This is a genomic window from Kocuria nitroreducens, from assembly GCF_042879195.1.
Lineage (GTDB): Bacteria > Actinomycetota > Actinomycetes > Actinomycetales > Micrococcaceae > Kocuria > Kocuria nitroreducens.
Window position 1 is genome coordinate 110,671 of sequence record NZ_JBHZTC010000009.1, and the last position, 12,528, is coordinate 123,198.

A 12,528-nucleotide genomic window follows, 5' to 3' on the forward strand; every position below is an offset into this window, starting at 1 on the left:
CGCACGGCGTCCGCCGCGCGCATCGTAGACCGGGTCCAAGGGTAGTGAATCTGGCGCAGAATCTCCTGGGTGAGGAGGCTCACGAGCGGTGGCCGAGCAGCCCTCGGCCGCGCAGCAGGCGCCGTTCCACGGGGTTGAAGAACAGCAGCTCCACGAGGATGCCGACGGCGAGGATCGCGATCACCGCGACCATCACCACGGCCATGTTCGACACGGTCCTGCCCTGGGCGAGCAGGGAGCCGAGGCCGAACCCGATGGAGCCGCCGATCGCGATGAGCTCGGCGCCCATGAGAGAGCGCCACGAGAACGCCCAGCCCTGCTTGAGGCCGGCGACGTAGCCGGGCAGGGCCGCGGGCAGCACGATCCGGCTCGCCATCGTCCAGCCCGACGCCCCGAGCACGTGCCCGGCACGGCGCAGCTGCGGGGGGATCTGGTCCACGCCCGCGAGCATCCCGTTGACGATGGAGGGCACGGCGCCCATGAGCACCACGAAGTACACGGTGGCGTCGGAGAGCCCGAACCAGATGATCGCGGCGGGCACCCACGCCACGGAGGGCAGCACCTGCAGCCCGGAGATGAGCGGGCCGACGGCGTTGCGCAACCCCTGCCACTGCGCCACCAGCAGGCCCAGCGGGGTGGCCACGGCCACCGCGATCAGGAAGCCGCTGATCCCGCGCCACAGGCTGGTGCCCAGCGCGCCGAGCACCGTGCCGTCGGAGAGCAGCACGGTGACCTGGCGGGCGACGTCGAGCGGGCCCGGCACCACGTCCGGGCGGGGCCCGAGGACGGCGACGAGCAGCTGCCACAGCAGCAGGGCGAACAGCAGGGCCACCAGGGGCGGGGCCACCTTGGTGCGCAGCACCTCGACCCCCGACGTGCGGCGGGTGCGCTCGGTCTGCAGGGCGTCGAGCCCGGCGAGCTCGTCCCCGGCGGGGCCCGGGCGGGGGCCGACCGGGGCCGGAGGGGGCGCGACGGCGGGGCGGTCCACGGCGGACCGGGCCGGGACGGAGGGTGCGGCGGTCTCAGGCGGCATGGCGGCTGATCTCCTCCCGGAGTCGTGCGGTGATCGTGCGGGTCAGTTCCCCGAGGGTGTCGTCGAGCGACTGGGCGTTGCCCTCGAAGCCGTAGGCGTCGGGGTCCTTCCAGGGGCGGGTGTCCCACTCCTGGACGATCCGCCCCGGGCGGGAGGACATGAGCAGCACGCGCTGGCCCAGGCGCACGGCCTCGCCGACGTTGTGCGTGATGAACACGATCGTGCGGCCGGTGGCCCGCCAGATCCGCAGCAGCTCCTCGTGCAGCAGGTCCCGGGTGATGGCGTCCAGCGCGGAGAACGGCTCGTCCATGAGCAGCACCTCCCGCTCCTGGGCGAGCGCCCGGGCGAGGGCCACGCGCTGGCGCATCCCGCCCGAGAGCTCGTGCGGGCGCTTGTCCGCGGCGTGGCCGAGCCGGACGAGCTCGAGCAGCTCGCGCGCCCGCTCCGGGCGCTCGGCCCGCGGCATGCCGCGCAGCTCGAGGGCCAGCTCCACGTTGCGGCGCGCGCTCAGCCACGGGAAGAGGGCGGCGTCCTGGAACATCAGGGCCGCGCCCTCGGCCGGGACCGTCACGGAGCCGCCGGTCGGCTCCTCCAGGCCCGCCACGATGTTGAGCAGCGTGGACTTGCCGCATCCGGAGGCGCCCAGCAGCGCCACGAACTGGCCCCGCTCCACCTCGAGGTCCACGTCCTCCAGGACGGGACCGTCCGCGGGGCCGAAGCTCTTGCTCAGGCCCTCGAGCCGGATCGCGGTCACGGCGACTCCTCCCCTGCCGGTGCGGACGGTCGCAGCCGCTCCAGGAACCGCTCGTCCACGAGCCCCTCGAGCGAGGCGTCCTGGGTGGTCCCGGCCGCGATGCCGTCGGCGAGCAGCGCGGGATAGGTCCCGGTGAGCGGGTCGACCGTCCACTCGAGCGCGCCGAGCGCGTCGATCAGGGTGTTCTGCGGCAGCGCCTCGGTGCCGGCCGCCACGAGCCCGTCGTTGAGGGTGCCGGCCACGGTCACGGGGTCGTCCTCGTGGGTGTCGAGCCAGTCCACGGACCGCTCCAGGCCGCGGACGAGCCGCTCGACGGTCTGCGGGTGCCGGGCGAGGTAGTCCTGGCGGACCACGAGCACCGTGGTGGGGAACCGGCCGTCCGCCCACAGGTCCCGCTCGTCCACGAGGACGCGGGCGCCCTCCTCCTGGACGGCGCGGGTGGCCCAGGGCTGGGGCAGCCAGCCGCCGTCGATCTGGCCCTGCCGCAGCATCTGCAGGGCCTGCCCGTTGGGCATGGGGGTGATCGCGACGGAGCGCGCCCCGTCGCCGTCGACCTCGTAGCCCTGCCCGGCGAGCCAGGTGCGCAGGGCCACGTCCTGGGTGCCCCCGAACTCGGGGCTCGCCAGGGTGCTCCCCGCGAGGTCGCCCTCGTCCGCGAGGTCGCCGGCCACCACGAACTGGGCACCGCCGGAGGCCGCGCCCGCCACGATCGCGAGGGACTCCCCGCCCGACTGCGCGTAGGAGTTGATCGCCGGGTTCGGGCCCACGAACGCGGCGTCCAGGGTCCCGGCGTTCATGGCCTCCACGGCGGTGGGCCCGCTGCCGAAGACCTGTGCGGTCAGCGCGGTCCCGCCCAGCTCCTGGGCGAAGAGGCCCTCCTCGAAGCCCACCAGGGCGGGTCCGTGGGTGAGGTTGCCGAAGTAGCCCAGCCGCAGCTCGGCGGCGTCGGAGGTCTCCACCGAGGCCTGCTTCCACGCCTCGAAGGTCCCGTCGGCGCGCAGCCACGTGGCGGCCGCCGTGAGGGCGGTCAGGAGCGCGAGCGCGGTCAGCACCAGCGGCCAGCCGGGGCGACGACGGGACGCGGCGGGACGCCCGCCGCTGCCGGCCGTCACCGTGGCGAGGTCCAGCGGCTGCTGCCCGCCCACCTCAGGCGTCCCGCACGAGCCCGGCCGCGAGCGTGTTGCCCGTGGCCGGGTCGACGACCAGGAAGGCGCCGGTGCGCCGCAGCCTGTCGTAGGGGTCGACGGGCAGCGGGGAGGCCAGCCGGAGCCGGACCCGCCCGATGTCGTTGAGCTCGAGGGTGGTGGCGTCCCGCAGCACGAGCTGCTCGAGGTCCAGCCGCCCCTCGAGCTCCTGGACCATGGCCTGGACCGTGGCGGCGCCGTGCTTGACGAGCACGCGGGCGCGGGGCTGCAGGGGCCGCTCGCCGAGCCAGGCCACCGAGGCGACGAGGTCCCGGACGGGCTCCGGCAGCTCGTCGTCGGCGCTCGCGACGAGGTCGCCGCGGGCGATGTCGATGTCGTCGGCCAGCTGCAGGGTCACGGACAGCGGCGCCGCGGCCTCCGTCAGCCGCTCGCCGGGCAGGGGCGCTCCGGGGGCGGGCGCGGTGCCCGCCACGTCGATGCCGGTGACCGTGGTGCGCCGGCCCGCGGGCAGGACCACGACCTCGTCGCCGACCGCGACGGTGCCCGAGGCGATCTGGCCCGCGTAGCCGCGGTAGTCCCGCAGTGCCTCGGCGTCGGCGCCCGGTGCCGTGCCGCCCTGCGGGCGGATGACGTACTGGACGGGGAAGCGGAAGGGGCGGGCGGTGCCGCGGCCGGACTCGTCCACCGTGGGCAGCTCCTCGAGCACCCGCAGCAGCGGCCGGCCGGAGTACCAGGGGGTCCGCGCGGAGGGCTCCACCACGTTGTCGCCCTCGAGGGCGGAGACGGGCACCACGTGCACGTCCTCGACCCCCAGCCGCGCGGCGATGCTCGTGGCGTCCGCCGCGACCCGGTCGAAGACCTCCTGGTCGTAGTCGACGAGGTCGATCTTGTTCACGGCGACCACCACGTGCGGCACGCGCAGCAGCGACACGACGGCCAGGTGCCGTCGGGTCTGCTCGACCACACCGTGCCGGGCGTCCACGAGGAGCACCACGGCGTCGGCCGTCGAGGCGCCCGTGACGGTGTTCTTCGTGTACTGCACGTGGCCGGGGCAGTCGGCGAGGATGAAGGAGCGGCGGTCCGTGGCGAAGTAGCGGTAGGCCACGTCGATGGTGATCCCCTGCTCCCGCTCGGCGCGCAGGCCGTCGGTGAGCAGGGCGAGGTCGAGCCGGCCGGTGCCGCCGCCGAAGCCGCGCTCGGCGGAGGTGCGGCCCACGGCCTCGAGCTGGTCGGCCAGGATCGCCTTCGCGTCGTGGAGCAGCCGGCCCACCAGGGTGGACTTGCCGTCGTCGACGGAGCCGGCGGTCGCGAAGCGGAACAGGGAGCCGGGGTCGATCGTGGGGACGTGCTCGGCCGCGGGGGCGTGCCCGGTCACGGTGCTGGGGGATGTCATGTCTAGAAGTACCCGTCCTTCTTGCGGTCCTCCATGGCGGCCTCGGAGATCCTGTCGTCCGCGCGGGTGGCCCCGCGCTCGGTGAGCGTGGACACGGCGACCTCGGCCACCACGTCGGCCACAGTCCGCGCCCCGGAGAGCACGGCGCCGGTGCAGGACATGTCCCCCACGGTGCGGTAGCGCACGGTCTGCCGCTCCACGGTCTCGACCCCGTCCGGCGCCGAGAACTCGCCCACGGCCATCCACATCCCGTCCCGGCGGAAGACGTCCCGCTCGTGGGCGTAGTAGATGGGCGGCAGCTCGATGTTCTCGCGCTCGATGTAGCGCCAGATGTCCAGCTCGGTCCAGTTGCTGATCGGGAACGCCCGCACGTGCTGGCCGGGGGTGTGCCGGCCGTTGTAGAGGTTCCACAGCTCGGGACGCTGGTTGCGGGGGTCCCACTGCCCGAACTCGTCGCGCAGGGACAGGATCCGCTCCTTCGCGCGGGCCTTGTCCTCGTCGCGGCGGCCGCCGCCGAACACGGCGTCGAACCTGTTGTCCGCGATGGCGTCCAGCAGCGGGAGGGTCTGCAGCGGGTTGCGGGTGCCGTCGGCGCGCTCGAGCAGCCGGCCGTCGTCGAGGTAGTCCTGCACGCTCGCCACGACCAGCCGCAGGCCGAGCCGCTCCACGGTGCGGTCCCGGAAGCCGAGGACCTCCGGGAAGTTGTGGCCGGTGTCCACGTGCAGCACGGGGAAGGGGATCCGGCCCGGCCAGAACGCCTTGGCGGCCAGGTGCAGCATGACCACCGAGTCCTTGCCGCCCGAGAACAGCATGGCCGGGCGGTCGAACTCCGCCACGACCTCGCGCAGGATGTGGATGGACTCGGCCTCGAGCGCGTCGAGGCTGCTGTGCACGCCGGCCTCCGCGGAGGCCGGGGCGGTGGTCGGGGTGGTCACGTTCGTCTCCGTCGTCGTGGGTGCGCTCACAGGTGGATGCCGCACTCGATCTTGTCCTTGCCGGCCCAGCGGCCCGCGCGCGGGTCCTCGCCCGGGGCGGTGGGCCGTGTGCAGGGGGCGCAGCCGATGGAGAGGTAGCCCTCCGCCATCAGCGGGTTCGTCGGCACGCCGTGGTCCTGCGACCACTCGACCAGCTCGTCGAGGGTCCAGCGCACCATGGGGTTGACCTTGACGAGCTTGTGGGTCTCGTCGAAGGTCACCATCGGGGCGTTGGTGCGGGTCCAGGACTCGTCCCGGCGCACGCCGGTGAACCACACCTCGTAGCCCTCCAAGGACTTCTTGAGCGGGGCCACCTTGCGGATGGCGCAGCACAGGCCCGGGTCGCGGGCGAACAGGTCCTTGCCGTGCTTCTCGTCCTGCTCGGCCACGGTCAGCTGCGGGAGGGCGTCGACCACGGTGATGTCGAGCATGTGCGCCACGGCGTCCCGGGTGCCGATGGTCTCCGGGAAGTGGTAGCCCGTCTCGAGGAAGAGCACGTCCACGCCGGGCAGCTGCTCGGCGACCAGGGCCGGGAGCACGGCGTCGGCCATCGAGCAGGCCACGGTGACGTTGCGCAGGTCGAAGTTCTCCGCGACCCAGCGGATCGCCTCCGCCGTGGAGGCCTCTCCCTCGGCCGGGACCCGGCCCTGGGCGTCGAGCTCGGCGTGCAGCGCCGCGGCGCCGGCCGCCGCGAGGTCACGCAGCTGCTGCTCGTCGCGCAGGGCGGGACGGAGGCCCGTGTCGGTGCCGGTCATGCCAGTTCACTCTCCTCGACCCTGCGGGTCCACTCGGCGAAGCTCTCGTCCTCGGTGCGCTGGGCCAGGAAGCGCCGGACCAGTCCCTCCACGTAGTCGGCGAGGTCGTCCTGGAACACCTTCAGCCCGCGCACGGTCCGGCCCAGGCCGGCCTCGGCGCGGTCGTCGGCGGCGAGCCCGCCGCCCAGATGGACCTGGTAGCCGGGCTTCTGCCCGCCGTCCTCGGTGGGCAGCAGCTGGCCCTTGAGCCCGATGTCCGCGGTCTGGATGCGGGCGCACGAGTTGGGGCAGCCGTTGACGTGCATCGAGATGGGGTGGGGCAGCTCCACGCCGTCGAGCCGTCGCTCCAGCTCGTCGATGGTGTCCGAGGCGGTCTGCTTGGTCTCGACGATCGCGAGCTTGCAGTACTCGATGCCGGTGCACGCCACGGTCGAGCGGCGGAACGCGGAGGGCTTCGCCTGCAGGTCCAGGGCGTCGAGGTCGGCAACGGCGTTCTCGACGTCGGCCTCCTTGATGTCGAGCAGCACGAGCTTCTGGTGCGGGGTGGTGCGCAGCCGGTCGGAGCCGTACTTCGCCATCACCTCGGCCAGGGCCAGCAGCTTCGCCCCGGAGACGCGGCCCACGCGCGGGGCCACGCCGATGTAGAACCGGCCGTCCTTCTGCCGGTGCACGCCGATGTGGTCGCCGGGCGTGGCCGCCTTCTCCGGCGCGGGACCGTCCGCGAGCTCGTAGCCGAGGTACTCGTCCTGGAGCACCTGCCGGAACTTCTCCGGCCCCCAGTCCTGCACCAGGAACTTCAGCCGGGCGCGGTTGCGCAGCCGCCGGTAGCCGTAGTCGCGGAAGATGCTCGTGACGCCCTTCCACACCTCGGGGGCCTGCTCCTCGGTCACGAAGGCGCCGAGGCGCTTGCCGAGGAACGGCACCACGGACAGGGCGCCGCCGACCCACAGGTCGTAGCCGGGGCCGAGCTCGGGGTGGACCACGCCCACGAACGCGCAGTCGTTGATCTCGTGCACCACGTCCAGGGACGGGTGGCCGGTGATCGCGGTCTTGTACTTGCGCGGCAGGTTGGAGAACTCCGGGGAGCCGATCCAGGTGGACTTGATCTGCTCGATCACCGGGGTGGGGTCGATGATCTCGTCCGCGGCGATCCCGGCGAGCGGGGAGCCCAGGATCACGCGCGGCACGTCACCGCAGGCCTCGGTCGTGTCCAGGCCCGCGTCCTCCAGCCGGCGCCAGATCTCCGGGACGTCCTCGACGCGGATCCAGTGGTACTGGATGTTCTGCCGGTCCGTGATGTCGGCCGAGTCCCGCGCGAAGTCCGCGGAGATCTGCCCGAGCACCCGCAGCTGCTCGCGGGTGAGGGCCCCGCCGTCGAGCCGGACGCGCATCATGAAGTACTCGTCCTCGATCTCGGCGTCGGACAGCGAGCCCGTCCGCCCGCCGTCGATGCCCGGCCTGCGCTGGGTGTAGAGACCCCACCAGCGGAAGCGTCCGTGCAGGTCCTGGGGGTCGATCGAGGCGAAGCCGTGCTTCGAGTAGACCTCCTCGATCCGGGTGCGCACGTTGAGCCCGTCGTCGGCCTGCTTGAAGACCTCGTTCGGGTTCAGGGGGTCCCGGCCGTCGACCTTCCACTGCCCCTCGGGCTTCGGCTTCCGGGCAGCGCGGGGCGCGCGCGTCGTCTGTGTCATGCCGTCGATTGTTCGCGCGTCCCGCGGGCCAGTCACGCCAGGCGTCACAAACCGCCATGAACCGTCTCGACGGGACACAGGGGTGGACACGAGGGCCGATCCGTGCATGGGCGCCCGGGCGCCGGAAGGTAGTGTCGTCACGGTGGCACGCCGGTGCCGCCGTCAGCCCGGGAGCCCTCCTCGTGGAGTCGTGCTCCCTCCCGTCGAGTGCCTGAAGGACCACCATGGCATCCTCCGCTTCCGTCTCCACCGAGACTCCCTCCGGTCCGCCGCGCAGCGGCCTGGACCGCTTCTTCAAGATCAGCGAGCGCGGTTCCTCGGTGACGAGCGAGGTCCGCGGCGGCGTGGCGACGTTCATCGCGATGAGCTACATCGTGGTGCTCAACCCGCTGATCCTCGGCTACGGCCCGGACGGCGCCGGCAACGTCCTGGGCGGCGAGCGCGTCGCCGCCGTGACGGCGCTCGTCGCCGGTGTGCTGACCATCCTCATGGGCGTCGTGGCCCGCGCGCCCTTCGCGATCGCCACGGGCCTCGGCGTCAACGCGTTCCTCGCCGTGACGATCGTGACCACCCCCGAGCTCACGTGGCCCCAGGTGATGGGTCTGGTGGTGTGGGCGGGCCTGATCATGTTCGTCCTGGTGCTGACCGGCTTCCGCACCGCCGTGTTCAACGCCGTGCCGGCGTCCCTGAAGACCGCCATCGTGGTGGGCATCGGCCTGTTCATCGCCCTGATCGGCTTCGTGAACGCGGGCTTCGTGCGCCGCATCCCGGACGCCGCCGGCACCACCGTGCCCGTGCAGCTCGGCGACGGCGGGACGCTGCTGGGCTGGCCCATGCTCACGTTCGTGGTCGGCCTGCTCCTGACCCTGGCCCTGATCGTCCGCAACGTCCGCGGCGCCATCCTGATCGCCGTGGTCGCCACGACGGTCCTCGCCCACGTGCTCGAGGCCGTCGTGCCGTCCGGTTCCTCGGTGGACGCCCCCACCGGATGGTCGCTCGTCGTGCCCGCGGCCCCCACTTCGTTCGTGGCGCTGCCGGACCTCTCCCTCGTGGGCTCGGCCGCCCCGCTCGAGGCGTTCCAGAGCCTCGGCGCCCTTGCCGCGGCGCTGCTGATCTTCACGATCCTGCTCTCGATCTTCTTCGACGCGATGGGCACGATGGTCGGGCTCTCCCAGCAGGCCGGTCTCGTGGGCCGCAACGGGCAGATCCAGAACGTGGACAAGATCCTGCTCGTGGACGCCGCCGGCGCGATCGCCGGCGGCGCGGGCTCCGTGTCCTCCAACCAGATCTTCGTGGAGTCCTCCACCGGCATCGCCGACGGCGCCCGCACCGGCCTGGCCAACGTGGTCACCGGCGTGCTGTTCCTGCTCGCCATGTTCATCACCCCGCTGGTCAACGTGGTGCCGTTCGAGGCCGTGGCCCCGGCCATGGTCGTGGTGGGCTTCCTCATGGCCAAGCAGGTCGTGCGCATCGAGTGGGACGACTGGGGCCTGTCCGTGCCCTCCTTCCTGACCTTCGCCGTCATGCCGTTCACCTACTCGATCGCGGACGGCATCGGCGCGGGCTTCGTCTCCTACGTCTTCATCCGCCTCGTGCAGGGCCGCGGCAAGGAGGTCCACCCGCTGATGTACGTCGTGGCGGCGGCCTTCGTGGTGTTCTTCGGCAAGGGCGTGGTCGGGGGTTGGATGGCCTGACCTCCTCCTCCCTCGCCGAGGTCGCGGACAGCGGCCGCCGGACGCGTTCCGGTGGCCGCCGTCCGCGACCTCGCGCACCGGGGAGCGGTCCCGGGGGCGGCCCCCGAGGGCCGGGGCGATGAGAGGATCGGGGCATGATCGACGACGACGCCCGCTGCCCCTGCGGCACCGGGGAGACCTACGGCGGTTGCTGCGGCCGCTTCCACGGCGGCCGCCCGGCGCCCACGGCCGAGCTGCTCATGCGCTCGAGGTTCAGCGCCTTCGCCGCCGGGGACGAGACCTACCTGCTGGCCACGTGGCACCCGGGCACGCGTCCGGAGTCGGTCGGCGCGGACCCCGCGCTGCGCTGGACCCGGCTCGACGTCCACGGAGCCACGGGCGGCGGCCCCTTCGACGACGAGGGGTGGGTGGACTTCACCGCCGCCTGGCGCGCCGCGGGCGGGTCCCGGGGGACCCAGCGGGAGAACTCCCGGTTCCGGCGCGAGGACGGCCGGTGGTACTACGTGGACGGCGTGGTCGCCTGAGCCCGCCGGCTCATTCGTCCTCGAGGTCGGAGAGCACGCAGAACTCGTTGCCCTCCGGATCGGCCAGCACCACCCAGGTCACCTCGGGCCCCTGCCCCACGTCCACGCGGCGGGCCCCGAGGGACTCCAGGCGGGCGACCTCGGAGTCCTGGTCGGTGTCCACGGCGCGCAGGTCGAGGTGCAGCCGGTTCTTGACCGTCCGCGGCTCGGGGACGACGACGAAGTCGAGGCGCGGGCCGCTGCCCTCGGCGGGCACGATCCCCACGAAGCCCTCGGCCTCCCCGTGGACGACGTAGCCCAGGGCGGCGCACCAGAAGCGGGCGAGGATCTCGGGGTCGCGGCAGTCGATGGCGACGGCGGACAGGGTGCTGGTCATGCGCTCAGCCTAGGCCCGGCGCCGCCGCCCGGAAAGGTGCTGCAGGACCCGCGGCGCGAACCGCAGGACCGGCCAGTAGGAGCCGGGGAGGAGGCGCGCCACGAGGTCCGGCAGCACGGCACTGGGCGCCACGAGCAGCCGGTTCCGGCGCCGCTCCACCGCCCCCAGGATGTCGGCGGCCGCCCGCTCCGCCGGATAGCTCAGCAGCGCCGCGAAGTCCTCCCGGTCCTTCCGCGCCCGCTCCTCGGGCACGGCGGCCGGGGTGCGCGCGGTCTCGGCGATCCTCGTCCGGACCCCGCCCGGGTGGACCACGGTGACCCCCACCCGGCCCGCCAGCTCGTGGCGCAGGCCCTCGGTGAACCCGCGCAGGGCGTACTTGCTCGCGGAGTACGCCACCTGCCCGGGCGGGGCGATGAGGCCGAACAGGCTGGAGAGGTTGACCAGGTGGCTGCCGGGGGCGGCGAGCAGGGCGGGCAGCAGCTCGCGGGTGAGCACCACGGGCGCCCGGAAGTTGATGTCCATGAGCCAGTCGAACTCCTCGGCGGAGACCTGCTCGAAGGACCCGCCCAGGCCCACCCCCGCGTTGTTGACCAGCAGGTCGATCCGCGGGTGCTCGGCCCGGATCCCCTCGGCCACGCCCGGCAGTGCGGACAGCTCGGCCAGGTCGGCGACGACCGTGCGCACCGGCAGGTCCGGGTGACCGGCGCGGATCGCCCCGGCGACGGTCTCGAGTCCCGCCGCGTCCCGGTCGAGGAGCACCAGGTGGGTGCCGCGGGCGGCGAGGCCGTGGGCCAGCTGCTCGCCGATGCCGGAGGCGGCGCCGGTGAGCACCGCGGTGGCGCCGGCGAAACGGAAGGGGGCGGACGGGGACATGGGCTGCTCCTCGGGTCGGGGATCGGGAGGTCGGGATCGGGAGGTCGGGATCGGGAGGTCGGGATCGGGAGGTCGGGATCGGGAGGTCGGGATCGGGAGGTCGGGATCGGGAGGTCGGGATCGGGAGGTCGGGATCGGGAGGTCGGGATCGGGGCGTGCTGTCCAGTGTGCGGGCGGGAGCTCCTGGTCGCTTGACCTTTCACGACAGGAAGTTGACGCGCGGCGACACCGTCAGGCGACCGGGACGCCCCGGCGGCGGACGTCCCGCGGCGGGGCGCCCCACCAGCGGCGGGCGCACCGGGTGAGGGCCGAGGTCTCCGAGAGGCCCACGAGCGCGGCGATCTGGCCGAGGGGGACGTCGGTGGTGGTGAGCCAGCGCAGTGCGGCGCTGCGCCGGGTCTCGTCGAGGACGGCGCCGAAGGTGGTGCCCTCCTCGGCGAGCCGGCGCTGCAGGGTGCGGGGGTGCAGGTCCAGCACCCGGGCCACGGCCTCGATCTCGGGGGCCGCGGTGCCGAGCAGCTGCACCAGCACGCCCCGGACCCGGGGCGCCCACGCCGAGCCGGTCCCGGGGAGCTGGGTGTCGAGGAAGGCCAGCGCCACCTGCCGGACCCCGGCGTCCCCGTGCAGCGGCCGGGCGAGCGTGCTCGTGGGGATCCGCAGGAGGACCTCGGGGCGGCCGGTGCGAACGGGCGCCCCGAAGAACTCCTCGTAGGCCCGCAGCGGCGCCACCGGCCGGTGGGCCAGCTCGACCGTGCGCAGCCCGTAGCGGCCGCCCACCAGGGAGGTCAAGGCCCGGTGCAGCAGGCCCAGGCCGAGGTCGGTGCCCTGCGGGCTGCCGCTGCCGGGGTCCTGGGCGGTCGCGGAGGTGCCACCGTAGCGCACCGCCGTCACCCCCCGGGCGCCGTAGGGGTCCTGCACCAGCGCCAGCTCGAGGGACGGGGCGTGCACGAACAGGTACCGGGAGGTGCACTCGAGGGCGTCGCGCACCGTCTCTGAGTGGCGGGCGGCGAGCGCGAGCGGGCCGAGCACGCCCGGGTCCTGCCGCGCGGCGACCCGCAGCCCCAGATCTGGGCAACCCAGCTCCCGGGCGGCACGCTCGAGCACCCGCCCCACGGCCCGCTCCGGGACCAGGAGGTCGTCGGTGTCCAGGGCCGCCCGGGGCAGGCCGGCGGCGTCGGCCAGAGCCTCGGCGTCCCCGCCGAGCTCCGCGACCGCGGCGCGGAAGCCGCGCAGACCCGCGGACCGGATGACCGTCATGTCGCCCAGGGTCAAGCAATCGTCGCGCAGCGTCAAGTCTTCACGAGCGCGGCGGGCGA

Annotated in this window: 12 protein-coding genes; 2 read left to right on the plus strand and 10 right to left on the minus strand. The window is 73.7% G+C overall.

Annotated features, from left to right (window positions below; genetic code table 11):
- Window positions 1-79 precede the first annotated feature (79 nt).
- Genes ACFYE1_RS08125 through ACFYE1_RS08155 form a run of 7 tightly spaced genes read right to left on the minus strand, consistent with a single transcriptional unit; the run spans window position 80 to window position 7,745 of the window.
- On the minus strand, window positions 80-1,033 hold the full coding sequence (locus ACFYE1_RS08125) for an ABC transporter permease (RefSeq protein WP_387741702.1): 954 nt from the start codon (window positions 1,031-1,033) through the stop codon (window positions 80-82).
- Window positions 1,023-1,787 carry an ABC transporter ATP-binding protein gene (locus tag ACFYE1_RS08130; RefSeq protein ID WP_387741704.1) on the minus strand — a complete coding sequence of 255 codons (765 nt, stop codon included), beginning with the start codon at window positions 1,785-1,787 and terminating at the stop codon, window positions 1,023-1,025. The genes ACFYE1_RS08125 and ACFYE1_RS08130 overlap by 11 nt, the downstream gene beginning before the upstream one ends.
- Window positions 1,784-2,932 (minus strand): ABC transporter substrate-binding protein, encoded by a 1,149-nt coding sequence (locus ACFYE1_RS08135; RefSeq protein ID WP_387741706.1) that lies wholly within the window; start codon window positions 2,930-2,932, stop codon window positions 1,784-1,786. The genes ACFYE1_RS08130 and ACFYE1_RS08135 overlap by 4 nt, the downstream gene beginning before the upstream one ends.
- Window position 2,933: 1 nt before the next feature.
- Complete coding sequence (locus ACFYE1_RS08140) at window positions 2,934-4,325, minus strand: sulfate adenylyltransferase subunit 1 (protein ID WP_387741708.1); 1,392 nt, start codon at window positions 4,323-4,325, stop codon at window positions 2,934-2,936.
- A gap of 2 nt (window positions 4,326-4,327) precedes the next feature.
- Entirely contained in the window at window positions 4,328-5,260 is a 933-nt protein-coding gene (gene cysD / locus ACFYE1_RS08145; RefSeq protein WP_387741710.1) for a sulfate adenylyltransferase subunit CysD, read from the minus strand.
- A 26-nt stretch (window positions 5,261-5,286) separates the two neighbouring features.
- The gene (locus ACFYE1_RS08150) at window positions 5,287-6,054 is read right to left on the minus strand and encodes a phosphoadenylyl-sulfate reductase (RefSeq protein ID WP_387741712.1); all 768 of its coding nucleotides are present in this window, start codon (window positions 6,052-6,054) and stop codon (window positions 5,287-5,289) included.
- Window positions 6,051-7,745 carry a nitrite/sulfite reductase gene (locus ACFYE1_RS08155; RefSeq protein WP_387741714.1) on the minus strand — a complete coding sequence of 565 codons (1,695 nt, stop codon included), beginning with the start codon at window positions 7,743-7,745 and terminating at the stop codon, window positions 6,051-6,053. Before ACFYE1_RS08155 ends, ACFYE1_RS08150 begins: the two co-directional genes overlap by 4 nt.
- 224 nt (window positions 7,746-7,969) lie before the next feature.
- Here ACFYE1_RS08155 and ACFYE1_RS08160 point away from each other — a divergent pair, with 224 nt between their 5' ends.
- Window positions 7,970-9,439 carry an NCS2 family permease gene (locus tag ACFYE1_RS08160; RefSeq protein WP_387741716.1) on the plus strand — a complete coding sequence of 490 codons (1,470 nt, stop codon included), beginning with the start codon at window positions 7,970-7,972 and terminating at the stop codon, window positions 9,437-9,439.
- A 134-nt stretch (window positions 9,440-9,573) separates the two neighbouring features.
- A complete protein-coding gene (locus ACFYE1_RS08165) occupies window positions 9,574-9,963 on the plus strand; it encodes a YchJ family protein (protein ID WP_387741718.1) in 390 nt (129 codons plus the stop codon).
- Window positions 9,964-9,973: 10 nt separating this feature from the next.
- Here ACFYE1_RS08165 and ACFYE1_RS08170 read toward each other — a convergent pair whose 3' ends face one another.
- From ACFYE1_RS08170 to ACFYE1_RS08180, 3 genes are all read right to left on the minus strand, one after another.
- Window positions 9,974-10,339: a VOC family protein gene (locus tag ACFYE1_RS08170; protein WP_387741720.1), complete on the minus strand. Its 366-nt coding sequence runs from the start codon at window positions 10,337-10,339 to the stop codon at window positions 9,974-9,976.
- 9 nt (window positions 10,340-10,348) lie between these two features.
- Complete coding sequence (locus tag ACFYE1_RS08175) at window positions 10,349-11,212, minus strand: SDR family NAD(P)-dependent oxidoreductase (RefSeq protein WP_387741722.1); 864 nt, start codon at window positions 11,210-11,212, stop codon at window positions 10,349-10,351.
- A gap of 231 nt (window positions 11,213-11,443) precedes the next feature.
- The gene (locus tag ACFYE1_RS08180) at window positions 11,444-12,505 is read right to left on the minus strand and encodes an AraC family transcriptional regulator (protein WP_387741724.1); all 1,062 of its coding nucleotides are present in this window, start codon (window positions 12,503-12,505) and stop codon (window positions 11,444-11,446) included.
- Window positions 12,506-12,528 lie beyond the last annotated feature (23 nt).

Coding starts and splice junctions, on each gene's coding strand:
- ACFYE1_RS08140 (WP_387741708.1), bottom strand. CDS start 4,325: ATGACATCCCCCAGCACCGTGACCGGGCACGCCCCCGCGGCCGAGCAC.
- ACFYE1_RS08125 (WP_387741702.1), bottom strand. CDS start 1,033: ATGCCGCCTGAGACCGCCGCACCCTCCGTCCCGGCCCGGTCCGCCGTG.
- ACFYE1_RS08170 (WP_387741720.1), bottom strand. CDS start 10,339: ATGACCAGCACCCTGTCCGCCGTCGCCATCGACTGCCGCGACCCCGAG.
- ACFYE1_RS08175 (WP_387741722.1), bottom strand. CDS start 11,212: ATGTCCCCGTCCGCCCCCTTCCGTTTCGCCGGCGCCACCGCGGTGCTC.
- ACFYE1_RS08165 (WP_387741718.1), top strand. CDS start 9,574: ATGATCGACGACGACGCCCGCTGCCCCTGCGGCACCGGGGAGACCTAC.
- ACFYE1_RS08155 (WP_387741714.1), bottom strand. CDS start 7,745: ATGACACAGACGACGCGCGCGCCCCGCGCTGCCCGGAAGCCGAAGCCC.
- ACFYE1_RS08160 (WP_387741716.1), top strand. CDS start 7,970: ATGGCATCCTCCGCTTCCGTCTCCACCGAGACTCCCTCCGGTCCGCCG.
- ACFYE1_RS08150 (WP_387741712.1), bottom strand. CDS start 6,054: ATGACCGGCACCGACACGGGCCTCCGTCCCGCCCTGCGCGACGAGCAG.